The organism is Leminorella grimontii (genome assembly GCF_039789245.1).
GTDB lineage: Bacteria > Pseudomonadota > Gammaproteobacteria > Enterobacterales > Enterobacteriaceae > Leminorella > Leminorella grimontii.
Window position 1 is genome coordinate 3,491,642 of sequence record NZ_CP146357.1, and the last position, 25,624, is coordinate 3,517,265.

At 52.8% G+C, this 25,624-nt stretch carries 26 protein-coding genes and 1 pseudogene; 3 read left to right on the top strand and 24 right to left on the bottom strand.

Annotated features, from left to right (window positions below; all coding sequences use genetic code 11):
- Window positions 1-57: 57 nt before the first annotated feature.
- The 4 genes from cgtA to rplU all read right to left on the bottom strand — a co-directional run bounded on the left by cgtA (window position 58) and on the right by rplU (window position 3,042).
- Entirely contained in the window at window positions 58-1,242 is a 1,185-nt protein-coding gene (cgtA, locus tag V8L73_RS16145) for an Obg family GTPase CgtA (protein ID WP_261831952.1), read from the bottom strand.
- Between the two features lie 100 nt (window positions 1,243-1,342).
- Complete coding sequence (locus V8L73_RS16150; protein WP_027276068.1) at window positions 1,343-2,305, bottom strand: DMT family transporter; 963 nt, start codon at window positions 2,303-2,305, stop codon at window positions 1,343-1,345.
- 148 nt (window positions 2,306-2,453) lie between these two features.
- Window positions 2,454-2,711 carry a 50S ribosomal protein L27 gene (gene rpmA / locus V8L73_RS16155; protein ID WP_027276069.1) on the bottom strand — a complete coding sequence of 86 codons (258 nt, stop codon included), beginning with the start codon at window positions 2,709-2,711 and terminating at the stop codon, window positions 2,454-2,456.
- Between the two features lie 19 nt (window positions 2,712-2,730).
- Window positions 2,731-3,042: a 50S ribosomal protein L21 gene (rplU, locus tag V8L73_RS16160; RefSeq protein WP_027276070.1), complete on the bottom strand. Its 312-nt coding sequence runs from the start codon at window positions 3,040-3,042 to the stop codon at window positions 2,731-2,733.
- 262 nt (window positions 3,043-3,304) lie between these two features.
- Here rplU and ispB point away from each other — a divergent pair, with 262 nt between their 5' ends.
- Window positions 3,305-4,276 carry an octaprenyl diphosphate synthase gene (ispB, locus tag V8L73_RS16165; RefSeq protein ID WP_027276071.1) on the top strand — a complete coding sequence of 324 codons (972 nt, stop codon included), beginning with the start codon at window positions 3,305-3,307 and terminating at the stop codon, window positions 4,274-4,276.
- Window positions 4,277-4,319: 43 nt separating this feature from the next.
- Here the strand turns inward: ispB and V8L73_RS16170 are convergent, their stop codons facing one another.
- Complete coding sequence (locus V8L73_RS16170; protein ID WP_261831951.1) at window positions 4,320-4,706, bottom strand: DNA-binding protein; 387 nt, start codon at window positions 4,704-4,706, stop codon at window positions 4,320-4,322.
- A 34-nt stretch (window positions 4,707-4,740) separates the two neighbouring features.
- Entirely contained in the window at window positions 4,741-5,115 is a 375-nt protein-coding gene (locus V8L73_RS16175; protein ID WP_027276072.1) for a DNA-binding protein, read from the bottom strand.
- Window positions 5,116-5,688: 573 nt separating this feature from the next.
- Between V8L73_RS16175 and V8L73_RS16180 the strand changes: the two genes are divergently transcribed.
- The gene (locus V8L73_RS16180; RefSeq protein WP_027276073.1) at window positions 5,689-5,955 is read left to right on the top strand and encodes a helix-turn-helix domain-containing protein; all 267 of its coding nucleotides are present in this window, start codon (window positions 5,689-5,691) and stop codon (window positions 5,953-5,955) included.
- Between the two features lie 82 nt (window positions 5,956-6,037).
- On the opposite strand, the gene mdh is transcribed toward V8L73_RS16180, so the two are convergent.
- Entirely contained in the window at window positions 6,038-6,976 is a 939-nt protein-coding gene (gene mdh / locus V8L73_RS16185) for a malate dehydrogenase (protein ID WP_027276074.1), read from the bottom strand.
- Between the two features lie 287 nt (window positions 6,977-7,263).
- Here mdh and argR point away from each other — a divergent pair, with 287 nt between their 5' ends.
- Complete coding sequence (gene argR / locus V8L73_RS16190; RefSeq protein WP_027276076.1) at window positions 7,264-7,734, top strand: transcriptional regulator ArgR; 471 nt, start codon at window positions 7,264-7,266, stop codon at window positions 7,732-7,734.
- A 72-nt stretch (window positions 7,735-7,806) separates the two neighbouring features.
- Here argR and mpl read toward each other — a convergent pair.
- From mpl to V8L73_RS16275, 17 genes and pseudogenes are all read right to left on the bottom strand, one after another.
- Window positions 7,807-8,688: pseudogene (gene mpl, locus V8L73_RS16195) on the bottom strand (UDP-N-acetylmuramate:L-alanyl-gamma-D-glutamyl-meso-diaminopimelate ligase); the annotation flags it as partial.
- Window positions 8,689-8,838: 150 nt separating this feature from the next.
- Window positions 8,839-11,379 carry a phage tail protein gene (locus V8L73_RS16200; RefSeq protein ID WP_347253446.1) on the bottom strand — a complete coding sequence of 847 codons (2,541 nt, stop codon included), beginning with the start codon at window positions 11,377-11,379 and terminating at the stop codon, window positions 8,839-8,841.
- Between the two features lie 9 nt (window positions 11,380-11,388).
- Window positions 11,389-12,207 (bottom strand): hypothetical protein, encoded by an 819-nt coding sequence (locus V8L73_RS16205; protein WP_347253447.1) that lies wholly within the window; start codon window positions 12,205-12,207, stop codon window positions 11,389-11,391.
- Window positions 12,207-14,444, bottom strand: a complete 2,238-nt coding sequence (locus V8L73_RS16210; RefSeq protein ID WP_347253448.1) for a hypothetical protein — start codon at window positions 14,442-14,444, stop codon at window positions 12,207-12,209. The genes V8L73_RS16205 and V8L73_RS16210 overlap by 1 nt, the downstream gene beginning before the upstream one ends.
- On the bottom strand, window positions 14,444-14,641 hold the full coding sequence (locus V8L73_RS16215) for a hypothetical protein (protein WP_347253449.1): 198 nt from the start codon (window positions 14,639-14,641) through the stop codon (window positions 14,444-14,446). The genes V8L73_RS16210 and V8L73_RS16215 overlap by 1 nt, the downstream gene beginning before the upstream one ends.
- 9 nt (window positions 14,642-14,650) lie before the next feature.
- Window positions 14,651-14,884, bottom strand: coding sequence for a hypothetical protein (locus V8L73_RS16220; RefSeq protein ID WP_347253450.1), 234 nt, complete (start codon window positions 14,882-14,884; stop codon window positions 14,651-14,653).
- A gap of 10 nt (window positions 14,885-14,894) precedes the next feature.
- The gene (locus V8L73_RS16225; protein WP_347253451.1) at window positions 14,895-15,710 is read right to left on the bottom strand and encodes a phage BR0599 family protein; all 816 of its coding nucleotides are present in this window, start codon (window positions 15,708-15,710) and stop codon (window positions 14,895-14,897) included.
- Window positions 15,697-16,884: a hypothetical protein gene (locus V8L73_RS16230; RefSeq protein WP_347253452.1), complete on the bottom strand. Its 1,188-nt coding sequence runs from the start codon at window positions 16,882-16,884 to the stop codon at window positions 15,697-15,699. Before V8L73_RS16230 ends, V8L73_RS16225 begins: the two co-directional genes overlap by 14 nt.
- Window positions 16,881-20,639: a tape measure protein gene (locus tag V8L73_RS16235; RefSeq protein ID WP_347253453.1), complete on the bottom strand. Its 3,759-nt coding sequence runs from the start codon at window positions 20,637-20,639 to the stop codon at window positions 16,881-16,883. Before V8L73_RS16235 ends, V8L73_RS16230 begins: the two co-directional genes overlap by 4 nt.
- A gap of 187 nt (window positions 20,640-20,826) precedes the next feature.
- Window positions 20,827-21,282: a DUF6631 family protein gene (locus V8L73_RS16240; RefSeq protein WP_347253454.1), complete on the bottom strand. Its 456-nt coding sequence runs from the start codon at window positions 21,280-21,282 to the stop codon at window positions 20,827-20,829.
- Window positions 21,283-22,029, bottom strand: a complete 747-nt coding sequence (locus V8L73_RS16245) for a hypothetical protein (protein WP_347253455.1) — start codon at window positions 22,027-22,029, stop codon at window positions 21,283-21,285.
- On the bottom strand, window positions 22,026-22,199 hold the full coding sequence (locus V8L73_RS16250) for a DUF7210 family protein (RefSeq protein ID WP_347253456.1): 174 nt from the start codon (window positions 22,197-22,199) through the stop codon (window positions 22,026-22,028). The genes V8L73_RS16245 and V8L73_RS16250 overlap by 4 nt, the downstream gene beginning before the upstream one ends.
- Window positions 22,196-22,663, bottom strand: coding sequence for a phage tail terminator protein (locus V8L73_RS16255; RefSeq protein WP_347253457.1), 468 nt, complete (start codon window positions 22,661-22,663; stop codon window positions 22,196-22,198). Before V8L73_RS16255 ends, V8L73_RS16250 begins: the two co-directional genes overlap by 4 nt.
- Complete coding sequence (locus V8L73_RS16260; RefSeq protein WP_347253458.1) at window positions 22,657-23,082, bottom strand: DUF1320 domain-containing protein; 426 nt, start codon at window positions 23,080-23,082, stop codon at window positions 22,657-22,659. The genes V8L73_RS16255 and V8L73_RS16260 overlap by 7 nt, the downstream gene beginning before the upstream one ends.
- Window positions 23,082-23,408 (bottom strand): hypothetical protein, encoded by a 327-nt coding sequence (locus V8L73_RS16265; protein ID WP_347253459.1) that lies wholly within the window; start codon window positions 23,406-23,408, stop codon window positions 23,082-23,084. Before V8L73_RS16265 ends, V8L73_RS16260 begins: the two co-directional genes overlap by 1 nt.
- A 64-nt stretch (window positions 23,409-23,472) precedes the next feature.
- A complete protein-coding gene (locus V8L73_RS16270) occupies window positions 23,473-24,381 on the bottom strand; it encodes a Mu-like prophage major head subunit gpT family protein (protein WP_347253460.1) in 909 nt (302 codons plus the stop codon).
- Window positions 24,381-25,514, bottom strand: a complete 1,134-nt coding sequence (locus V8L73_RS16275) for a phage protease (RefSeq protein WP_347253461.1) — start codon at window positions 25,512-25,514, stop codon at window positions 24,381-24,383. Before V8L73_RS16275 ends, V8L73_RS16270 begins: the two co-directional genes overlap by 1 nt.
- Window positions 25,515-25,624: the final 110 nt, after the last annotated feature.

A 25,624-nucleotide genomic window follows, 5' to 3' on the forward strand; every position in this document is an offset into this window, starting at 1 on the left:
CAATAAATGAAAGAAAAAAGCCGCGAATAGTTTCGCGGCTTTTTCGTTTCGGAAAGATTAACGCTCGTAAATAATCTCTACGCCATCGTCATCTTCTTCGTCCCAGTCGTCGTCATCCCAGTCATCATCGTCGTCAACAACGTGTGCCTCTGGATTATTCAACTGGTCGCGATGATAATCGTCCCACATGAACTCGGCCTTCTCCGGCCCGGACTCTTCTTCTTCAAGCGCTTTAGGGTTCGCGTTCAGGAACGCCATAACGTCCCAGCAGAGCGCCGTTACCCCTTCGCGATTGGCAGCGGAAATCAGGTAATACTTATCTTCCCACCCCAGCGCATCGGCAATCGCCTTCGCTCTGGCTTCCGCCTCGTCCTTATCAAGCAGGTCAACCTTGTTGAACACCAGCCAGCGCGGCTTTTGCGCCAGCTTTTCGCTGTACTGCTGCAGCTCATTGAGGATGATGTGCGCATTCTCAATCGGATCGGACTCATCAACTGGCGCAATGTCGATAAGGTGAAGCAGCACGCGGCAGCGTTCCAGATGCTTAAGGAAGCGGATCCCCAGCCCTGCGCCGTCGGATGCGCCTTCAATCAGGCCGGGAATATCGGCGACAACGAAGCTTTGTTCGTTATCCATCCGAACGACGCCCAGGCTCGGCACCAGCGTGGTAAACGGATAGTCGGCCACTTTCGGCTTAGCGGCAGAAACGGCGCGAATAAAGGTAGATTTACCCGCATTCGGCAGGCCCAGCATGCCGACGTCCGCAAGCAGCATCAGCTCAAGCAGCAGCTCACGCTTGTCCCCCGGCGTGCCGTTGGTTTTTTGGCGAGGCGTACGGTTAACCGACGACTTAAAGCGCAGGTTGCCCAAGCCGTGGAAACCGCCTTTGGCCACCATCAGCTTTTGCCCATGGCGGGTCAAGTCGCCCAGCACCTCTCCCGTTCCCTGATCCAGAACGCGCGTACCGACCGGCACCTTAATGGTGATGTCCTGACCGCGACGACCGGTACAGGCCTTACTTTGGCCGTTCTGCCCACGCTCGGCGCGGAAGCTTTTTTCAAAGCGATAGTCGATCAGCGTATTGAGGTTTTCATCGGCGACCATAAACACGTCACCACCGTCACCGCCGTCACCGCCGTCCGGGCCGCCCTTAGGAATATATTTTTCTCGGCGAAAGCTCACACAGCCGTTGCCGCCGTCGCCAGCCTCAACTCGGATAGCGGCTTCATCAACGAATTTCATTCTTACTCTCCACTCATTCGCCCGACGCCGTCGGGTCGCTTACTGTCAGTTTATCCTATTTATACGCTGCCGCACGCTATCGCGGGCGCAATAGATAAACCTACTTGATAGATAGGCCCGGCTTCTTATCCGAGCGGCGGGGAAACAGACGATGCCCCGCGGCAGAAAACATTGCGCCCAGCACCACAATAACGGCGCCGCTATAGCCCATAAAATTCAACACCATCATAGAGAACGTTTCCGGCCACATTAGCGCTAACAGATCGGAAAACAGCAGCGTAAACAGCGGCGTTAGCGTAATCAGCGCGCTAACCTGAGCGGCCTGCCAGCGTGCCATGGCTTCTCCCAGCGCGCCGTAGGCTACCAGCGTGTTCAAACCACAAAACGCCAGGCACGCAAGCTGCCAGGCGTTCAGATTAAAAATTTCTGACGGCGCCGCCAATGGCGTAACAAAAACGGCGCTTAACACATACAGCAAAAACAGAATTTGAGACGCAGAAAGCCTACGCTGCAGCACCTTCTGCGCAACGGCGTAGGCAATCCAAACCAGAGACGCGCAAACGCCGAGCAGCACGCCCATGGTGTAATCCGTCAGGCGCGTAAAAATCTCAACCAGATTAGTGTTAAAAAACATCACGATGCCGATCACTAGCGTAACCGCACCGATAATCTGCGTAATTCGCATCGTCTCTTTTAATATCAGCACGCTGGCAAACAGCATACCGATTGGCGAAAGCTGGCCAATAACCTGAGAAGCGGTCGGCGTCAGATACTGAAGCGCAGAGCTGAAAAAGATAAAGTTTCCCGCCAGCCCCAGTGCGGCTATCAGCAGAACGATAAGCCAGCGCGGGCGACGAAAAAGCCCTAATCTGGGCAGCTTACGCTGAAACGCCAGCACCAGCCCAAGCCCTACCGATGAAATAACGAATCGATACCAAACCAGCGTGTATGGCGTCATGTCAGGAAAAACCTGCTTCATCGCAATCGGCACGGCGCCCCACAACACGGCGGTGATTAAGGCGAACGTAACGCCTAATGCCATACTCTGCTTAACCTGAGACATTGCCCAACAGCTCCGGAATAAAAAACGATGCGCTATCCGTCAGCCTTGATGCCAAGCTGACGTTTTTTTCAACTAAGGGTAACATAAACCACAAATAAAAAGCCCCGCAATCACATTGCAGGGCCTTAAGTCTGTAAAGCTCGAAAACTTATTCAGCGACAATGCTGATGAATTTACGGTTTTTCGGGCCTTTTACTTCAAACTTGACTTTGCCGTCGATCAAAGCATACAGAGTATGGTCACGACCGCAGCCAACGTTGGTGCCAGCATGGAACTTGGTGCCACGTTGACGAACCAGAATGTTGCCAGCCAGAATAGACTCACCGCCGAAGCGCTTTACGCCAAGACGTTTGCTTTCAGAATCGCGGCCGTTTCGTGAGGAACCGCCAGCCTTTTTATGTGCCATTTATCCGCTCTCCTATACCTTAAGCGCTGATACCAGTGATTTTAACATCAGTAAACCACTGACGGTGGCCCTGTTGCTTACGGTAGTGCTTACGGCGACGGAACTTAACGATCTTAACTTTCTCGCCACGACCGTGCGCCACAACTTCTGCCTTAATCTTGCTGCCGTCTACGAACGGAACGCCGATTTTAACGTCATCGCCATTCGCAACCATCATCACCTGATCAAACTCGATAGTTTCACCAGTTGCGATGTCCAGCTTTTCCAAGCGAACGGTTTGACCTTCGCTTACTCGGTGTTGTTTGCCACCACTTTGGAAAACCGCGTACATATTAACTCCGCTTTCCGCGCACTTACCGCCAAATCTATAAAATGTGCAAAGCGCGCTATAAAATATTCACAATAGGGCGCGAATTCTACGCAAAAATCCGACCGTTGACAAGCTAAGAATCAGAGAAGAAATACAAGAAAATGATCGAGCGCTTTTTATGGCGTTCATCTATGCTAATTTTCGAGTACAATCACCCGGGTTACGGTTCTGTAAACAGAGGCGGGACGGCGCCGATTTAAAACGATAAAACAACAAACACACTATGAATATTGAACAGATTACGCAGTTAGCGGAAAAGGACATGGCCGCGGTGAACGCCGCGATACTCGCGCAGTTGAACTCTGACGTTGTACTCATCAACCAGTTGGGGCACTACATTATCAGCGGCGGCGGAAAACGCATTCGTCCCACGATCGCCGTTTTGGCGGCCCGAGCGCTCAACTATGAGGGTGATGGACACATTACTTCAGCCGCGCTGATTGAGTTCATCCATACTGCAACGCTATTACATGACGACGTTGTGGACGAATCGGATCTTCGCCGAGGAAAAGCGACGGCCAACGCCGCATTTGGCAACGCCGCCAGCGTACTGGTCGGCGACTTCATCTATACCCGCTCTTTTCAGATGATGACCAGCCTCGGCTCGCTCGAGATTCTTAAGCTCATGTCGGCCGCAACTAACGTGATCGCAGAAGGTGAAGTTATGCAGTTAATTAACTGCAACGATCCCGACATCACTGAAGAAAACTACATGCAGGTAATTTACAGCAAAACCGCTCGTTTATTTGAAGCGGCTGCGCAGGCGTCTGCCATTCTGGCTAACGCTACGCCAGAACAGGAAAAGGCGCTGCAGGAGTACGGTCGCTATATTGGCACCGCTTTCCAACTGATAGACGACCTGCTGGACTACAGTGCGGACGGCGTTCGTTTGGGGAAAAACCTGGGTGACGATCTGAACGAAGGCAAGCCCACTCTGCCGCTGCTGCACGCCATGCACAACGGAACGCCGGAGCGCGCAGCGCAAATCCGCGGCGCAATTGAGCAGGGCAACGGTCGCCACCTGCTGGAAGAGGTGCTGGAAACGATGCGTCAGTGCGGCTCGCTTGACTACACTCAGCGGCGCGCCGAAGAAGAGGCCAACAAGGCGATCGCCGCGCTGGCCTGCCTGCCGGATACGCCTTATAAAACCGCGCTCGAATCCTTAGCGCGACTGTCCGTACATCGCGATACTTAATCCATTCGCTTCAATACTAAACGGGCGCCAAGCGCCCGTTTTTTTATGCCTCAACCACGTCGTTATCCATTAAGGCAACGCTGTCCGGGGTATTCACCTTGTCCATAAGCCCGGCAATCCCTCTGCGCATAAGCAGAGAAACTATTTTATCCCGCTCCTGCGACGTTAGCTGGTTATACGCCGTTACCCAGATAGTAAAAGGCTCGTCGGTTTGAGTGTTGTACAGCGCACTGTCTTCCATTGCGCGAAGAACGTGCTGCACGCCGACAGGTATGCTGTCTATGTGATACTCCACCGCCTTGCCCTGTACGCCAAGACGACGTCGACGAATCCACAGCTCTCTTTTAGCCTTTTGGTTAATTCCCTGAGCAGTGCCTGGAAGACCGCCAATGCCAACCAGCTCTTTTGCTGAAAACCATTCTTTTTTCATATGTCATCCGTTACAAAAGCCTGAGTGATTAAACCTATACTACTTCTGCCATATCCGTAGATACGCCAATCCTTTCCATAAGCCCCGTAATGCCGTCACGGACAATAAGGGAAACAAGACGCTCTCTTTCCGTCACCGTAAGCTGGTTATAGGCAGTAACCCAAACGGCAAAAGGATCGTTGGCCGGCGCGTTCACGGTATACTTCCCACCGTCTTCATTAGCCAATAAAACGACCTTCGCCTTATCCGGAACGCTATCAATATGGTATTCAAGCGCTTTACCCTGAACGCCGGTTCGTTTTCGGCTTTTCCACTTTTCGCGTCTCGCTTTCTGATTAATTCCCTGAACCGTAGTGGGCAGCCCCCCTACGCTGGTTAATTCATGCGTTGAGAACCATTCCTTTTTCATATAAAGACCCCTACCTAGATCTTAATACCTGCACATAAACATTAACCCTTCGTCAATGTTTATCGTTTCCATAAAATAGATTTATGTCTCGCGTAGACAACAATCTCATCCGGCTATATTCATTATATTTAAATTGGTAACAAGTTTATGTTAGTTAATTTAATAAAAAAACCTAAATATTTAAAATATACCCTGTCTTTTAAGACAGTAAGACCGGTGAGAAAACCTGCCCAATGCGTTAATCACCTGACACCAAGACATTGATAATAAATATATTTCATTATTGGAAAGCGTAAAGATTGATAAGAAGAAAGGCCTAAATTCACTTTCTTAAAAATAAATTAATAATAGAATTTTTAAGCAAAAATCTTATAATAAAATGACTAATGAGAATGAATAATTTAAAAATAATTATAGAATTCAATATATATAGCATTTCATAGCGAGCCAAAATTGTTCAGAAAAAATTAAAAATCATCATTATTAAGAAAATATTTTCTATTACCCGTTTATGTAATCGACTTAAATCCTATTTATCAAATTTATGTAAAACATCTAAAAAGGAGGGAACGAATGGACGAAAGGAAAGAAGACTGGCACTCTGCTGATATTATTGCCGCCCTGCGTAAACGAGGGACGACGCTAGCCGCGCTGTCGCGTCAATCGGGATTAAGCTCATCAACGCTGGCAAACGCTCTCGTTCGTTCATGGCCAAAAGGCGAGTGGATCATCGCAGAAACGCTGGGGGTCCACCCAAGCGAAATCTGGCCTAGCCGCTATTTCGACCCCATAACCCATCAGCTCAAGGCTAACCGCACAAGGCGACAAAGCGACGACTAGCCGCATCTTATCCAATAGAAAGGATAATAAAAAACCGCTGTAGGCCTTCACCAACAGCGGCTTTCATCAAACGCGCACGGGATTATCCCTGAATAAATTTCTCGCCCAGTTCAATATCCTTGTGCAGCACGTCCAGCATGCCTTCCAGCGCTTTTTGCTCATATGCGCTCAGCGTGCCGATATCTTTAATACTCTCAATGCCGTCTTTACCCAGCACTAAAGGTTGTGCAAAGAAGCGGGCGTACTTGCCGTCGCCTTCAACATAGGCACACTCGACGACATTCTTCTCGCCCTGCATCGCGCGAACCAGAGAAAGCGCGAAGCGCGCGGCCGCCTGAGCCATAGAAAGCGTAGCTGACCCGCCGCCGGCTTTGGCTTCTACTACTTCGGTGCCAGCGTTCTGGATGCGCTTGGTGAGAGATTCAACTTCTGCATCAGTAAAGCTTACGCCCGGGATCTGAGAAAGCAGAGGCAGAATAGTAACGCCAGAGTGGCCGCCAATTACGGGGACAACAACGTCCTGCGGCTGCTTGCCTTTCAGAGCGGCAACGAAAGTGCTGGAACGGATGATGTCCAGCGTCGTCACGCCAAACAGCTTGCTCTTATCGTAAACGCCGGCCTTCTTCAGGACTTCTGCCGCGATAGCGACCGTCGTGTTGACCGGGTTGGTGATAACGCCGATGCAGGCTTTCGGGCACGTCTCAGCGACTTGCTGAATCAGGTTGCGGATGATGCCCGCGTTGATGTTAAACAGGTCTGAACGATCCATGCCGGGCTTACGGGCAACGCCCGCAGAGATAAGAACGATGTCAGCACCTTTCAGGGCAGGGCGCGCGTCTTCTCCGCTAAAGCCGACAATCTCAACCGCCGTAGGAATATGGCTCAAATCGACGGCAACGCCCGGAGTGACTGGCGCAATGTCGTAAAGAGCAAGCTCGGAATTAGCGGGCATTTGCGTTTTTAACAGCAGGGCCAAAGCTTGGCCAATGCCACCGGCTGCACCGAGAACGGTAATTTTCATTCTGAACTCCTTTTTGTATCTATCTTTGATGTATCGAGCAAAACATAGAGTGAAGCTTAGAGGATTGTGAGCACAATCACCAATCCTTAGAGTAAAGTTTGAGATATGCTGCAAAAAATAGTCGATTAAAAACTTTTTGTTCATCAAAATGAACAATTAAGAACATTTTGGTCGTAAGCCAAGAGAGAAAAAACGTCGTTATCACAAGAACAGGCAAAGGTTTTTTGAGTCCTGCTCCATTTTTATTCATAATGACATCATGATTATTTAAAAACTGACGGTACACCATGCGAAATCCAACAAAGCAAGAAGATCTGGTTAAGGCGTTCAAAGCCCTGCTAAAAGAGGAAAAGCTCAGCTCGCAGAGCGAAATCGTGCAGGCCTTGCAGGACGAAGGGTTTGAAAACATTAACCAGTCGAAGGTTTCACGGATGCTGACCAAGTTTGGCGCAGTGCGAATTCGCAACGCCAAAATGGAAATGGTTTACTGCCTGCCGACGGAGCTGGGCGTTCCTACCGCCACCAGCCCGCTGAAAAATCTGGTGCTCGATGTCGACTACAATGACTCGCTGGTCGTTATCCACACCAGTCCCGGCGCGGCTCAGCTGCTGGCTCGCCTGCTTGACTCAATGGGAAAATCGGAAGGGATCCTCGGCACGATTGCCGGTGACGACACGATTTTCACCACCCCGGCCAGAGGTTTTAGCGTCAAGCAGCTGTATGAAGCGATTCTAGAGCTGTTTGAGCAAGAGCTGTAGTTCGTTTTCAGCTCTCCGGCCAAAAAAATGCCGTACATAGATAGTACGGCATTTTCTTATCCAAACTTGCTATCAGTACGATGCCAGAGCCTTTTTCTCCAGCGCTTCCAGCAATTTGCCGTGGATACCGCCAAAGCCGCCGTTGCTCATAACCAGAATATTATCGCCCGGCTGTGCGCTGTTGACGATCATGCTGACCAGCATATCTACGTCGCCCGTCCAGTGCGCGGGCTGAATGCAGGCGTCGGTCACGTCGGAAACCTGCCACGCCAGCGTCGGCGGCTGCAGAATAAACACCTCATCGGCACGGCCGAAAGCCGGCGCCAGTTCGTCCTTACTGACGCCCATCTTCATCGTATTGGAACGCGGCTCCAGAACGGCCAAAATGCGCGCGGTACCGCCAACCTTGCTGCGAAGCGCTGCCAGCGTGGCGAGAATCGCGGTCGGGTGATGGGCGAAGTCATCGTAGACTGAAACGCCGTTCACTTCGCCCTTAAACTCCAGACGACGGCGAGCGTTGATAAATCCGCCCAGGGCGCGGCAGGCATCCTCCGGCTTCACGCCGACGTGGCGCGCTGCGGCTACCGCCATCAGACCGTTGTGCATATTGTGTTCGCCGACTAACGACCAGTTAACTTCGCCGACCACTTGGTCGTCGAACAGCACTTCAAACTGCCCGGCGTCCGCCGTCAGTTTATTGGCAGACCAGCGCTGGCCGACGCCGCTGGTCTCCAGCTCGCTCCAACTGCCCATGCTCAGCACCTGCTTTAGATTGGCGTCGTTCTCGGGTAGGATGATTTTTCCCTTGCCCGGCACCAGGCGAACCAAATGGTGGAACTGCTTTTGGATAGCGTGCAGATCTTCAAAAATATCCGCATGGTCAAACTCCAGATTGTTCAGCACCAGCGTACGCGGGCAGTAATGAACGAACTTGGAGCGTTTATGTAGCGCGGCGAAATTTTATGCATAGTTCGGCGTGGTATTTTGCATAACAAGAACGCCAAAAAAATGCTGATTTTGCATTATGCAAAATTGAACGCCTCAACGCCACTTATAGATAAAAAAGCCCCACGATGAATGGGGCTTTATAGGTGTTACGCTTTGCTAGTTAGTAGAGCTGATGACTATCCAGCCTTGAGCATTAACTGAATACTGTAATGTAACGGTCTTGTTGTTTGCGGAAATAGAATATAAACCAGAGCCATTAATACCGTATGGTTCGGCTGACAGCAAATTAGTATTCGATATGCCTGGCTTATGAAATGTCACTGTTAGACCGTCATATCCGCCAAATAAACTAATGTTACCATCCATTGCGTAAACCAAATACGTATCAAAATCATATTGTGTCATGGTAGTTGGAACGCCTATAAATTTACTGATAGATCGCCGGCTGACATATCCAGAATCATAAATGGGTGTAAACGGGGTAGCTGTATCCCCGATACTAGCAGGCGCTCTTGTTACCTGCGCCGCCGCGCATAGGTGCGTGTTATAAACGATTAATGATGATGCCGACCACGCTCTAAGTTCTATTTCATAGACTGTTTGCTCTGTCAATCCATAAGCGCTAGGGGAACTATGGGAAAGCTCAACAATTTTGCTACCACCAAGCAATCTAATCTCTTTACTATATATCTTGCCGCTCGTTACGCCTTGCGCTTTAATAAAAACATCCACATCACCTGTTAGAACTTGAACGGCAATACCTAATGATAAATCACTACTAAAAGTAGTTGTAACATTTTGTGATATAACATAAATATCAGCTTCAGATGTGGCGGCTCTTGATATATTTATTTTAGTCCCATACGCGTATCCATTCGAACTATTTGAATTATAATTCCCATAAGTGAATGTTAAATCAGATAATGATGCGCTTCCTAGCACTCCTTTATACCATGCTGAATTACCTAAATCGTTAGAGTACACTAACAGTTGATTGATAGTTGGAGATGAAAGTATTTCTTTATGTCCAGAACCAAAAACTTTAGCATGGTTATTTGTAGACTGTATCGGCTGTAGGTTTTTAAAGGTTAGCGTCGCTGTTGCGCCGGTTACATTTTCCCCATAAGTGGCCCTAGATAAAAGGATTTCATAACTATTACCTGCACCACTAACTAAGAAGCCATACGGCCCACGCGTAGTATTCCCGCCGTTCATTACCTGATATTTATTTTCCGTCCCCATCAATACACCAGGTTGAGAACACGCCTCAATGTATCCATAAAATTTATTCGCCAGCCCATGATCTTCAAACGGCTTTGAATATACGCTACGTTTACAATATTCAATAGTTGCGTATACCTCGTTGGTATTGCTTGTAGAGTCCCACTCAACGCCAACGTCACAACTGGACGGAATAATATCAACCGTTCCGTATGGGCCACCAATCCGACCATAAATTTTATTAGCGTTAGAATTAACCCCGCGAACCCCACGGAATGCATCATGACACCAACCAACATGAACTTCATTTGTATACGCGTCAGAAAACTTTATGTTTGTTCCGAACCCCCCAATATAATTAATATAGTGAGGTGAACATCCCATCCCTGCGACTTCAAGACCTATTGTCTGATCCAATCCAATGATTTCTGTGGATGTTCCTACTAAATGTCCTATGATAATTTGACATGCTGGGCTTTTAACTCTTACAGCCGTACCTGAAGATGGGGTGTATATCAGTTTCTGTAGCTTTAATTTTGTAACACTAAAATCCTCTAGCTCGGGGGGTAAATTAGCGGTTTCCCTAATTTCTAGGGTGTTGGATATTTTATAGGTTTGATATCCAATCACATCCATGTGTTTAGGTAATACATACTGAATGGCATCAAGAATCGCCTGAGTATCATCAGCCACTCCATCACCAATCGCGCCGAACATTTCAGGCGTTACAAATGTTATAGCCTCATCCAATGTACCTATGTTTGTACCAATGAGAGAACCATTCCCATTAGCTAAATCCTTACGTAAGGCAGCATCACTAATACCAATCCATGCCCCTTGGCCTATTCCCCCTGTAGAGTCAGGGGTTGAACCTGTTGGAACTGTTTTAGGAAATGCCCCATCCCAGCGGTATAAGCTGTTTTCAGACTCAAAAATAACTAATTGAAACTGATTCGTTAACGCTTTAATTTCAAACAGCCCCGCCTCAAAGCTGCCTACTGTTCCGTAGCCCTTATTCATTACGAATTGTTTGCTGGCTAAAACGGTATCATGGTCAACGACGAGTTCGACGGCTGCGACGTTATCAACCTTGACCACGATATTGATATAAACTTGTTTTGCTGAACCAAACGCCAAGGCGGGGATATAGGTTTCAGGATATTTACCAACAGCAATTAACCCGCCTTTATCGTCATATAAGCCCACCTCACGAACTACCCAGTCGCCGTCTATATCTTGAGGGATAACGGCTTCAGCGATAACGTTGTTTTGATTATCGTCATCCGTTCGTAAATCATTCAGATTTCCGCGCCATAGCTCATTGCGTAAATTCGTTTGATCGTCGGTCGGCTCATAATACGCGCCGCCCCCATCACCCGCGCCCATCGCCGGGATTTTCAAAGGTTGTTGTGCGGCTAACGCATCGGCTAACGCTTGTTTTCCGTAATTAGTGAGTATCGTATAAAAAGTTTTCATAGCGTTGCCTTACTTGGGGTATATAGTGGTAATTTCGCCGCCGTAACCGGCGGTCGTGGTAGTAATAGTCAATGTCCCGCTGGAACTGTCCATAACCGGGCAGATAACGTAGCGGCCATACTGGCCGAATACGTCATGAGGCGATCGTGATATGTCCAGCAATACATCGGCTTGAACTTCTAGCCCTGACAGGGCCGAATCATTATTGATAAGGTCAATAACACCCACGGGATCGAACTGGAGCCTGAAGAGTTCAACGAGTACCGGCGCTTCGTTCTCGGCCAGATTTACGCCTTCATAACGTAACGCCACCTTATGCGGAGGTTCATTTAGTAGCGGTATGCTGGTATTTCCTGCATGTTTGTACTTCACCGTGACCGGCTGAACGATAGGAGTTTTTAAAAACTCAATGGCTCCCCACCGTTCGTCAACGGTGTAATCCGTGCCGGCAGTTAAACCCGAAATAGAAACATCCCAGACGCTGGAATATTCCAACGTATAGCGGCCGCCAGCCTTAACGCCTGGTCGTAGTGTTTCTGATATTGCACGGGCTGAACGGACAACGTTTTTTCCATACAGTAATAACGCCAGGTTAGCCGGCGAACGGTCGAACCATACCGCCTTCATGACACCTTCCTGGCTAACGATATGGTTATCAATATTCCCGATACGACCGTTTATTGACTGCTTTTGATATTGGGTTTCGTGGGTTAGCTCTACCGTTAATTCCCCGACGTCGCCCACCCATCGCCAGGCATTCGCCACGCCGTTAATACAGGGGGAGAGATACACGCGGCCCTGGCCGTAATAGTAGTTATTACCGGACATCATGCCCCCTCATATCCGCGCGGCAATTCGGCGGTGTAGTGATAAAACGATGCCAGGCCATCGCGACGGCTTCCTATCCTGAGAATGTGCGCCTGGCCGCTTGATGAGGCTGTATAGGGGACAGTGAATGCGTTTAGCGTAGTTTCAGCCGACCAGACCACGGCGGCAGTGTCTTTTCTGACGATTTCCAGGCGGTAGATTGTCCCCAGTTCTGGGCCTATGTTCCCCGCCAGGCAATCAATGAGTTGATCGGCTTGTAGTACGCGATCGCGATATGACCAGGTAACGCTATACGTTGACGCTTCAGCAATGCTCGCCGGCCAACTTACCCCATTAACCTTTATGTTACTCGGCGGATACGGGCGCGCCTGGCGTTGGGCCATTGTATGAGAGAGAACCGGCGCCGATGTGAACGGCAACACTTCGCCGCTTGTCTGGGTTAATAGCTTGGCTTCGACGGTTTCACCTGCTACGTATTCAACGCGATCGGACTCCATGTCGGTGATAAGCCACAGCACGCTTCCTTTTGCGTGGGCGGCGGGGAGTGAATCGCCACAGCCACGCCCAACGGTTAACGTGCGCGCGACCAGGTCGACGCCGTCTATCCTGACTAGCTCATCGTTAATGAACGCTGACAGCCCGACCGGCGGGGCCGCTATCAGCTCTTTTAGATAAAATACGGTGTCCAGGTTGCCGGCTGCTCTGTCTAATTCGGCAGACAACAGCCAGTCACCGTTCCCATGATTAGCCCAGTCCGCGCCCTCGGCGTGGGTGTAGAGCTGATAGTTAATGGATGCCGACGACGGCGCAGCGGCCAGAACGCCGAGATAACAGCTACTGGGTAATACGGCGTTAAGCTCTGCCGGCGTCAAATACGCTGCCAGGGAAATATAGGGTTGCTCAATCGCTCGGCTTAGTTCTACCGGGCGGGCGGTTGCGTCAGAAGGTACCCAGATACTGTCCTGCTGTCCGCTGCTCCATACCGTCGCCGGCATCCCGAAAACGTCTTGCACGGCCGTTATTGTTAGCGCCCCGTCGTCGCCTTCTTCGATTTTGCCAACGCGTAACACCATGTTATCGATATTGCGATCGGGAAGACTTACGCGGAAACAGGACGCCGGCGCTAATTCGCTCCCCCTGCGATCGAACTTGATAACCAGGCGGGCTATCCCGGACGCGCCAACCTCTAACTCCCGTTGTGCGACGCGGGCGGCCAGGTCATACGTTGGTAGTGCTTTATATTCGATGGCGCTACTAATTAATCCTACGGACGTTATCGAACCCAGATTCTGGGCGCGGGCCTCGCCGTCGGTATGCGTGACCGGATCGTGATAGGTGATGACCACCTCATTAACGGCGTTGTCCGTGCTGGTGTTATCGTCGTCTTGCACTTCGATAATGCCGTTATCTAGAGTAAATAACGGTAAATCATTAGGGTTATAGTCCGCCCGGATTAAGACCAAGTTTAACTTACCCGTATTGAGATCGGCATACTGCGCCGCGCTGATATGGTCTAAAACCTGCTGTATGAACGTGTCCAGGCTGTCCTGGCGGTTATACCGAAAACACAGCCCAAATCCCTCGTTATAGAGCGTATCAGCGGCTTTAACGTAACTGGCTATGTTGATATCGTCATACGACAGGCCGCGCCCCCAGTCGCGATTTGTGGCGCACTCAATCAAAATATGCGCCGGGTTCATGGCGTGGATACTGCGCAGGTTAGCCCGCTGGGCGTCGGTTAAGTCACTGTCGTTCTCAAGCGTAGCGTCAGGATTAGACAGTTTTATCATGGCTTTCTCCGGATACCAGGCCGGGCCGTTGTCCCAGCCCCTGGTTGAGCGCCGAACGCGAAACGACCACGGCTTAGGGGCGGCGCTGTAGCAACTTACCAGGCCACTAAAAAACGTTGTCACCAGGCCACGGAAACCGGGAATGAGGCCCGACATAATGCTGTTTAAACTGGGGGATGGTTGTTGGTCTGCGTCACCCATTGCAACTTCTAACACGCCCTTGATCCCGCCTTCGCCGCCGGTATCCTCACCGCCGAATAGGTTCGGCTTGTTGATATAAATATATGTGCTGGCGCTTATCTGGCCTTCTGTGCCTGCAAATACGCATTTCTTATCTGCACTGATCGCCACGATTTCATTAACCGGGCCACGGCCTAAGCCAGATTGAATGTCCCAATAATAGCGATAGCCTACCGTGACTTTTTTACTTCCCTTACTGCCGCCCATTATTCGCCGCCCTCGGTTTCTTGCGCCTTCCTAATGACGCGTAGGGCCAGCTCGTCGCCGGTGGCCTCTAACGTTTCGGAATCGATGAAGCCATCGCGCAGGAACGCGTCCAGATCCAGGTTGTACCGGGCAAAAAAGTTACGTAATCCCCAGGCGCACCCGCCGCCGTTTCGTATGTGTTCCATCGTAATTTTCATGGCTCCCCCTTACTTCTTAATCGCTGAATAGCGATAGTTACCGAACGCCAAAACAAACCAATCCTCTGTCCAGCAGTCGCCAAAAAAGATGCATTGCGGCGTACCTTCTTCCGGCTGTGGTAATTGCCAGTCGTCCTCGGTCGCCGCTTCTGGCGTGGTATTTTTATTCCTGGGCGTTAATGCCTGATTTAAGACATAAGACGCGACAAGAACGGCAACGAATTTGGCAACAGCCCACCACATGGCGATCTCCTTAAAAAAGTTTGATAATTCCGAACGGCGACACGCCCGGCATCTGGGGTTGTCCGCCGTAGTTCAAATGGTTGTTAAACTTGCTTGAACAGGTGTTAATAATGCGATCGCAGCCCGGATAAAGCGTGACCACCTGACCAACGCTAAAGCCGGCAGTGCCGCCAAAGATGCCGATCGTGTTGCCGTTCTGTCCCTTCAGGCCGCGCCGTTCTGTGAGGCCGTCAACCGTCCATTCGATGAAGCCGCCTGAAAACCAGCCGTCCGGAAGCGAGCCAGGAAGTGCGATCGTCAAGCTGGCACCGTCCAGGGCTAAAACGGTCAGGCTCGTAGCGGCAAATTTGGTTTTATCAACCCGGCAGTTGTGGTCGTACAGCGAATAGGGGCAGTTTCGCCCCCAAGTGAGCCGTAAGCCGTTACGCGTAAAGGTACTGGCGATACTGTTGGTTATCAGCTTCACACGATCGGTCGCTTCCCGTTTTGCTTCCGTGACCGTTCCCACCCAGACGATCCGGTAATCGCCGCTGGTGTCGTCCGCCTGATTGCGAAAAACGCGCAGGCGTACAGAACTAGACGGTGGAGCCCCGCGAAACATCAACGCGACGGGGTTGGTTGCCGGCACGGTAATTTCCAGCCCGTCACTGGTGCCGACGGTCACGCCTGGACACTGGATTGCGGCCGCCTCCCAGGTGTAGCCGTTAAATGCCATATCCCTGTCGGCGTTGGTGTAGCGGTAAAATCGCGTGTCATCGCGGCTAAACTCGTAGAACTCAACCGGACGACCGTTAGCGACAGACATTTCGAACTCATTCCAGCTCATCGCGCAGGCTCCTAAATTGGGCGGATACTGTCGCCACGCCGTCGGCGTCCGTTAGGTGTTCCCATTGCACGGCGTCAGCGTTCAAACGAAACAGCCCCATAAACGACAGGTTAGTGATTTGTGATAAAGGAATATGGAGGGCGGATCCATCCAGGCTTAAGCGTTCAACGTCATTAGAAAGCCGGCTAACGTTGATTATGCGACGGTATACGCGGGAGCCGTCCGTCAAAGTAATGGCAATATCTCGGCGGCCTGAAGTCAGTCCGTAAGTGCTGAGGCCGGTAAACTGTACGTCCAGGTGGTTGCCGTTCGCATCGCTCACGGGCTCAAGGTCGGAGGCTGGCCCCTGCATCCAGAGGGGACGCTGACAACCGCGTAAATAATAGAATAAGGCCCGTAACTGTCCCTGCGTTCCACGCCCGGCGGCAACCCAGGTATGCTGCAGTACAATAAACGCCTGTTGCGCGGTATCGGTTCTAAACGGGATCCCGGTGCTGTTGTCCAGTTCTAACAACATGCGCGAATACTCCGCGCTTAAATCGTCTATCCACTCGGCGTCATGCTCCAGAACGGGGTGCCCTCGGTACATTGTGCCGGGGGCTTGCTCCGGGGAGTCATGACCACCGACCAGGCGAAAGCGCACTTGAGCGCGGATAACTGAGCTGGAACGACGGGCGATGGTTGGCGGGTCGGTCAGTTCGGCGGCATAGAGCGGATAAATCGCCGTTCCTGTCGCCCAGGCTCGCGCTAGCGGAGCCGTTAACGTTAGGCCCGCATCGCTGACGGCCGCAACGGTGGCGACTTCATACTCCGCAAGCCAGGACTGCGTAGACTGTAATAGAACGGACGTTCCGGCCTGGTAATCGCGGCCGTTGGTGGCGAGTGGAATAAACGACGCGCCAACCGGCAGCGGCGCATTTAACCAGGCGATATCCTGCCATATGGGCATAAGCCACCGCATCGCGCCGGCACGCGCTAATGCGTTTTCAAACGTGGCGCGCTCTTGGCTGGCGGCCACATAGCTAAATTCAAATAGGCGGCGCGGGGACAAACGGCGGGCGATACGCTGCTCCGCGCCGCTTTGTGATTGGAGAATGTCGGTTTTCCATTCCAACGTCTCAGTGATGCCGTCGGCCCAATCTGGAGCCGCTAACCAAGGAAGATGGGCCGTCATGACTTGATCCCCAGTTCCTGGCGTAGCGTCTGAGCGTTCGCCCGGATAAACGTCATCATGCTACGTTTGCCGCCGACGGTATTAATCCCAGCGCTGAAGGCTTCCGCACTGTCTAACACTAACGTTTGTTGTATAACCGGCGCTTGTGCCTGGCTATCTCCGGGCGCGATGGCTTTTAACTTCTCCGGGCTTTCGTTAACGCGTGAATAGCTTTGTGGTGTGGGTGACGATACCAGACCACCGCTGGCGAACTTGGGTAACTGGCCGTTGTTCAACGCGTGCATAAAACCCACGCCGTAACGCTGTACCGCTCTGGTTTTCATGACGAATTCACCATTGGATAACCATGCCGGGATACTGTCGGACGTCGATGTTCCGGGGCCGGTAATGTGGCCGCCCGTTGCGGCTGCAACTGATACGGCTGACGCAGCGCCTGACGCCGCACCGCTGCCAGCAGTTGCGGACGCGATCGCGGTTGACAGCGTTGCCGCGCCGGCAGTAAACGCCGTAGTTAACGCGGTGGTTAACGCCGTCACGCCGGTTGTCATGGCGGTAGTAAACGCCGTAGTAAAGGCTGTAGAGCCCGCCGTTAATGACGTTCCCATCGCTGTGGCCCCGGTGGTTGAGGCCGTAGTGATCGCCGTGGCGTAAGTTGCCGCGCCGGCGGTCGCGGAGGCCGTATCCCCGGCAACGTTTGTCGCCGTTGTTGTTGCGGTGGTGGCCGCCGTAGCTGCTGCCGGCGCGGCCGCTGAACCCATACCGAATAGGCTTGATAATTGACCACCGACCGAGCTTAAGCCCTGCATTGCCATCTCGCCCAGGTTGCGGGATGCCATCTGGGCCATTGAGCTAACAACGGATTTAGCTAGATTCAGGAGCGCGTCGCTTAAGTTGTCTGTCCCGTCGGCCAAGCCGTTTAAACTGCTCTCAATGCCGTTTTGAAGGCCGTTTGTAAATGCGCTGGTCAGGCTGTCGGAGGTGTCCTTCAGGCGCATCATTTCGGACTCAAGGCTTGCTATCAGCTCGCGGGTATTTTCTCCCGCTTGGCCGGGTAAGTCGGCCATTTCGCGTAACTGGGGTAAATACTCTTCGATTTTCTGGCCGACCTCGGTGTGAAGATCTACCAGTTGCCGGCGGCCTTCCATTTCAGACAACAACCCACCCTGAACCTGGGCTTGTATGCTGGTTTCTCGCTGGCTGCGATACGTTGACAGGTCATCGATTTCTTTCTTTATGGCATCGACGCGGACTTTGGTTTCCTGGAGCGGTAACAGCTTATCAATCCAGTTTAAGCCCTCGGTATTTCCTGTTTTCTCAAACTCTTTTCGCAGCTCGGCCATTTGCGACCGGACTTCCAACAGCCCGGATCCTTCAACGTCGCCCAGCTCTCTTAAATAGTCGATTTGGAGCTGAATATTGCGCGTTGCGTTGGCGTCGGCCTGCTGCTTTTGTTCTTCCGTCTGGATAACTAACATCGCAGCTTCAGCGCGGGCCTTTAGGGCTCCAGTTAAACCTTTTTCGGCCAGCTCATAGGCCCGAACCTGTGCCTGGTTTTTACCCAAGAGCGCCGCCTGTTTTTCCAGGCTTTTTACGTAATTTTCGTTAGCATTGGCCGCCGACTTGGCGGCGCTGGCGGCTGCGTTGGCGCGCTTCCTGTTGTCTTTGGCGGCGTCAACCTGCTTTTGCAGGTTGATCAGCGATTCCATGCTGGCGCGGAGTTTGTCAATATCGTCCGGAGCCTGGCCGGCGGCGACCGCTGCGGCTATCACGTTATCGCGTAAAATGGCTAACTGTTCGGCGGCCGTGTAGGTCGCATCGGCCAGTTCTTTCTCCAATTTGGTCTTTAACTTGTCCGCTTGCCCCGTTAATGCCTCCACCGTCGCTTCGTTTGCACCGACCGCCCGCGCCAGTTCTGTGCTCCAGTTCGTCCCCTTTACGGGGCCGTTTTCGAACATCTCATCCAGCGTTTGGCTTAACGTTTTACCTTCTTTATTGACGGTTTCCAACGCACGGGCCAAACGTTGGTCTAACCCATTGGATAAAATGCCCTGAGCGGCGGTCAGTGATTCAAATTTGGGCGTTAACTCTTCGATTTGCTTGTTGACTTTCTCAAGCTTGCTTTCGGCAAGCATGATCATAAGTCCGGATTCTGCCGGACTTTCAAAAAGGTGATCGATTTGCTGCTTTAGCGTGGCGGCCTGTTCTTGTAGCTCCTGGAGCTTTTTAGAATCCTGCTCTAAAACGCTGGTATTGCCTTTCTGTTGGGTCAGCGCGTCGGACGTTGACACCGCGCCGCTTAACTTGCCGTGCGCGTCGACCAGTTCCAGCGTTTTTTTGCGCTGGTCTTCTAATGTCTGGATGGTTTGGCGGTGCTGTTGCTCCAGCGCGGCTTCCCGTTCGCGAACCGCTGCATAAGCAGCCCCCAAAGCGGTAACGGCCATCGTAACGCCGGTGATCGCGAGTCCTGCCGGGCCGCCAAAGAGGCCCATCGCGCCGGATCCTAACGACGATATCATCGACCGGCTTTTTTTCGACGCTCCTAGCGCCTTTTCGGCGGCGGCTTGGCGGAGTAACGCAGCCGTTAGGGCATCTTCTGCTTTCGCCTGGGCGACGGGATTTAACACGCCACCCACGCGGGCGCGGGCCATTTCAGCCTGCGTGGCCGTCACGGCGGCTTTTGCTTCGGCCAGTTCTGCGGCGGCGAGCTGTTGTGTTTCCGCCGTCAGCTTACGGGAGGCGATTGCAGCGGAGGCCAGCGCGGCAACCTTGCGCCCGGCCATCATAACGGCAACGCCGGTCGCGGCAGCCATCAGGCCAGACAGGTTATTGGCAAGCCCGGAAATCACCGCCGCAACGGCTTTTGATGCGCCTAACGCGTCGTTAGTGCCGCCCACGAAATCCACCCAGGCGTTAGACATTTCAGTCACGGCACGGCCGATTGTGAGCGGCATTTGTGCGAATTCTTTGTCAATGTCCGCCGCGCCTTCCTTCAGCGCCCTAAATACTACTTCCGTGGTGAGCTTCCCGTCCTCGGCCAGCTTGCGCAGTTCGCCGCGAGTCTTACCTAGCGACGTTTGCAGCATTTCCATGATGCGGGGCATCTGTTCAGATACCGAGTTGAACTCCTCACCGCGCAACGTACCGGACGCCAAGCCCTGGGAAAGTTGAATGATCGCAGCACTAGATTCCTGCGCCGTTGCGCCAGATACAACGGCCGCTTTGTTAATGGTTTCGGTGACGCGCAATAGTTCAGACTGAGACGCGCCGCTGCCTTTCAACGACCGCGCCAGGCGGGTATAAAGTTCAGCAGTAGAGGCGATTTGCTGGCCGGTGTCGCTTGCCAGTTGAGTAACCGATTTAAAGGTTGTTGCGGCCTGTTCGTTGGTCGTCGATACAAGGCGGATCCGGGCGGCTAGGCTGGTGTATTCATCAGAGACGCCCGCCAGGCTTTTAGCTAGGCCAGCGCCCAACGTTAGGCCGGTGACTGCGCCGGCTATCGTTTTTAATCGCGTTAGTGATGCGCCAATTTTATCGACGCTCTGATCGGTTTTGTTAAGGCTTCTTGTTGCCGCGTTGGCGGAGTTTTGGAGGTGATCAAGACCGGCGGCGGCCACGTTGCCAGACTGGCCCAGCGTCTTACTACTGGAACTCGCCCCGGCTAGCGTATTCTGCAAGCCTTTAAGGGCTTGCTGTGCGCCTTTTAAATCAGCCTGGATCCGTAGCTGTAGTTCAATGTTGCCGTTGCCGCTTGCCATGTCTTGTTACCTTTTAAGAGGCTTTAACGGCGGCTTAACGCCTTTTTAAATGCCTCTAGATACCCTTTAAATGATTTGCCATCTGCCTGGCCGGCTCGGTTGTCGAGCGTCCAATGCAATCGCGCCTCTAATTCCCGTTGTTGCGCCTGGTCATAAAAGAGGATGACCTGGCGCGCGGTGTAGTTCTTCAGGTCGTCGAATCGGTGCCCGTGGTCGATAAGGCATTGAAAGACGGCTCCCCATTCTGGCGGCTTGCCATTGCCTGGCGCGCCATGTTTTCCAGTGCGGGCCGCAGGGCGCTGCGGGTAAAAAAATCAGCGTTAACCCCCCACCAAAGGAGTAGAAGCGTTTCGCTGTCTGGGCCGCTTAATGCCGCTACCCATTCCTTCTTCTGACTGCACGCGATCGCGACCGCTTCTATAACTTCATTTTCGAGCGTTGCCAGAACGTCGTAGAGCGCATCAAGCGAGATAGCGCTTTGCGGCGTCTGAGCCGTCAGGAGTTGTGCGAATGCGTCGGTGATGGCTTTTAACGGCTGGCGGTGCCGTAACTGCTCCGCCAGCGTGTATTCGTGGATCTGGACGGCCACGCCGTTGATCTCGGCGTGGCGTTCAGGAAACATCGTATTCAAGGAGTCATCCATTTACGCGGCGCTCCCGACGTGGATAATTCGCCCGTAACGGCCCAGCGCGCTATCTGACGGGCGCTGGGTGTCCATCAATACCCCGGCGGTGGTTTCCAGACCAGAGAGGGAGGTATCGGTGTTAATGAGGTTGAGCGCCGCAACTGGGTCAAACTGGATTTTGTACAGCTCAACGATGATTTTGGCGTTATCTTCGGCCAGGTTCATGCCCTCGTAACGCATCGCCAGCTCTTTAACCGGCTGCGTAAACATAGTGCTGTTGATAGAACTGCCGTGTGAGTAGTTAACCGTTGTCGGCCCGGCTTGGGCGGTTAAAAACTCAATAGCGCCGAATTCCGGATCGACCGTGTAATCGGTGCCCTCGACCAGCGACCCAATCACTACCGCGCTGACCTGTTGGTGTTGCAGGGAGTAGCGATCGCCCGCTTTGATATTGAGCGGCAGTGCTTCGCCGGTAACTGAGCCCGACGCGTCGGCGACTTGTTCCCCGTAAAGCAGCGTCGCCAGGTTTTCCGGTGAATACTCGTACCAGGTGGAGTTGACGGTGCCGTCTTTGCCGGTATTGATGCGTCGAACGGCCGAACGTTGGCCGGTGTAGCTCTCTTTGTGGTCGAAGTTTTCGACGGACAGCGCGACGGACAGAGAATCCACATCGCCCACCCAGCGCCAGGCCAGCGGCTGGCCCTGTTCATTGCGTAGGGCCAGATAGACTTTGCCCTGGCCGTAGTAATACGTTTCCTGACTCATTGCGGATCCTCGTTGTTGTCGGCTTTCGCCGGTTGGGTTTTGGTCTTCGACGGTTTGCCGATCTGCTGGTCTTTCAGCCAGCGGCCGGTCAGGTCGTCAACGTCCAATTCGGCGCCGGGCTGGTAAGGTTGCCCGGCGTGCGTATGTGGTTTGATTAACGTAATTTTCACTTGTAGCCCCCCAGGGATGCCGGGATCTGCACTTGAAACACTAATGGGAAAAAGCCGTAGCCGTCCTCATACTGGGCCGGTAACTGCTGCGGGTGGCGTCTTACAGGGGGGCAGCTCCCGATCTCCGGTTTCCAGCCGCTTAACGCCTCTATCACGCGTGACAGATACGGGCCGGCCTCGCTGTTGATTTCCTCACCCATGCCGCGCCCATCGGCGTAATACACAACCACGACGACGGCCCAGAGCTGGGTGACGAACTGTTGGCGCGCCTGAATGCCGCCGGTTGCGGCGGGGGTCGCGCTGATAGAGTCGCCCAGATAGAGCACATACGCCGCCGGGGCGGGGATGTTCTCTTCCTGAATTTGCGCCAGGCCCGCCGCGCCGGTGATTTCCCTCAAATCGGGGAGGGTTTCGCGTAGACGCTTGATGATTAGCGGTTCGCTGAAAAGGTAATCGGTCACCATAATCCCGTATCTCGCTTAAACATGTTTCGCCCAGAGCTAAACATCACCGTGTCCTCCGGCTCCATCACTTCGCCGGCCGAGTCCAGGCCCAAAGACAACCGCCCGGCAGCAACGCCTTCGAGCTGTTTCACTCGGCGGCCGTAGGTTTTCGCCACAGGGGAATCGTCTTTGGGGTTCTGGTAGAGATAAAAACGGGCTAAATCGCACGCAATCCGACGCAGAACTTCAGGAACGCTTTTTAACGGCAGCAGCCCGCGCCCCTCCAGATACATGTTGATCTCTGAATCGGCGTCGCTAATAGCGTTGTTAACTACAGCGCTATCAATTTGGCCGGTCGGCGGGCTGGCTCGGTCGGAGAGTTGCCTGATCTCCTTCTCACCAAACGCCTCGATCAAATCGTCTTGCGTGCAATAGCCCATTATTCGTCGTCCTGTTCCTGGTCGTCGGCGGCGTTATCGTCGACGACCTTAACCTTCAGGTGATCGTCGTCGTTGATGGCTTTCCATTGCGCTTTGCTGAACTGGGATTTGCGGACGCGTTCACCTTCAGCGGAAAACATCATCCCGCCGCGCATACGACGCGGCAGGCCGACAGCGCGAACGAGATAAACTGGTTCAGTCGGTTTCTTTGGGGCTTCGGTGGTCGTTGCCCCTTCAGCAGTAGTCGCTGGCGTGGTAACGGTGGCCGTTGTTCCTTCAGCTGTAGTCGCGGACGTGTCGGCGGTGGGGGTTGTTTCTTTTGCCATGTTGGAGGCTCTCCATTTATCAAGTTGACGGCGTGACCTGCGCCACGCCGTTGATTACGTCGATTTAGTTCAACCAGGCGCAGTCCAGGATCTTGCTTAACCCGTAGTTAGGGTTATCTTCACCGCCGGCCAGGAACTGTTTTTCCACGATGGTTTTAGCCGCCGGCACCAGGGTAGACGGAACAACCAGTAATGCCGGATTAATGTTCAACGGATCGCCGCCGTCAGCCTTCATAGCGCGTAGTGCCTGATAGGCTTCCTGGTAGTTCTCCGGCGTCAGCGGTTTAGTTGACTTAACGCACATTTGCCACAAACCGAAACCCACCGCCGAACGGGCGCGGATCCCGTACAGGAATACGTCGTCCATAAAGACCTTATCGGAGGTTTGATCGCTGAGTTTGTTCGTGATTTGCGGCTTGGTGCGTTCTTGAAAAATGAACGGTTTCAAGGGTTGTGTAGTATCCATCAGATACCAGGCCGTACTTGTGCCGGCAAAATAGTTACTCACCGCCGTAGGCGTGCCGGTGCCATCTACGTTGGGGTAGACAGGGTGATCGGTGTCAAAAAAGTTTTGACCGTCGTAACACAATTGGCTTTCACCGACTTTCAACAACCCGAAAACGTGTCGGTTCGGGTAAACCTCGGACTCTTTGCCCTGCATCTGGAAAATGGGGCCATATAATCCGATGTTGTCGTCTTCGATAGCCACGCGATCTACAGAAACCGTCGATTCGTATTTCAGGTTATCGATGGTATAGCCGTGTGACGCCATATCACGTAGCGTCCTGGAACCGCCGTTCCATGCTTTCATCTGCGGGAACTGGCCCAGCCAGCCGTAGACGTTAGACGCCGCAGACGACGGCACAACCATTGCCACGTCCTTGTAGGTTGAATCAGCCAGTTTAATGCCGTCTTGGAACGATTTATTAAATGTGACCGACAGCGCTTTAAGCGTATCTGGGGTGATAATCATTATTTAGCGTCTCCGTAAAGGCTCTTCTTTGTTGCTGCGAATTCTTCCGGAGTAACCCCGGTGAGTGCCGCCACCTGTAGCTCAACTTGCGTTAAGCCGTGTTTATCTCCTGCGGGGGGCTTGCCTTCGGTTTGGCTGCCGGTCAGCGCCGCAATCGGGGCCGCTGCGGTCACAAACGAACGAAGCGCCGCAATATCTTTTCCACCCAGTTCACGCGCCCAGGCTTCCATTGAGGGCAACAGGCGGCCATCGTCTAACGCCCCCTTAACCAGCGTTTCCAGCTCGCCGGAATCCAAACGGCTGGTGAGCGCGGCCATTTGCTTTTGCATGTCCGTCACGACGCCGATCGGCACGAACTTGGCCGGATCCGGATCACCGTTGCCTTTTTGCTGCGCGGCTAATGCGGCAGTTTTCAAAGCGGTAATTTCCTTATCTTTATCGGTAAGAAGGGTTAAGACGCGCGTCAGGCTGGCGCTTGCGCTCTCGCCCTCCGGTGTCGGCATTTTTGCGGCGGCTTCTTGCAGTGCGGCCAGAATGTCCGCCTCGGTGGCGTCCTCCGCCAACCCCAGCAGCTTTCGCAGCAGCGCCAGTAGTTCTTCGTTCATTGGGTTCTCCCGTGGGGGTAGTTGTGACGCCAGCGCCAGGCGGCTGGCTGCGGTGGTGACTTCTTTCATGCCGTCCAGGCCGGGATCGTTGGTCAGGGCTGCGTGATAGACGTCCAGAATTTCCCCGGTTTTTGGGGTATAAGAGAAAACCGGGGAGATATAGAGGTATTCTTTGTTGCGGATAAGCTCGGCAGCGCGGGGCGTCCATTCGACGTCATCAACGAAAAGGCCGGCATCCTCCCAAACGACTTTTGAGCCATGCCACCAACCGGCGGCCGGCGCATCTTTGCCGTTTTGCTGGGTAAAGAGGGTTTGATGTTCGTAATCAATGACGATTTTGTTTTTGCGGGCGGAAAGCTTCGCGATGATCCGTTTCGCAACGGCTTCGGTCATAACCCAATGGGCGCAATCTTCCGGCCGTCTATCGACGGATCGGAAGTTGCCCGCCGGGAACAACTGGATCCGGTTCCCGGTGGTGCTGATTTCAAATGAACATGCCGCGACGGCGATTTGGGATGTCTTTTTCATGCGAACGATTATCGAGCGCACGAAAAAACGTAATCAGAGGATGGGATTCGTCACATTATGAGAGGGGGAGAAATGAAGCGTTTTTATAGTACACCGATTTGATAGCTGTT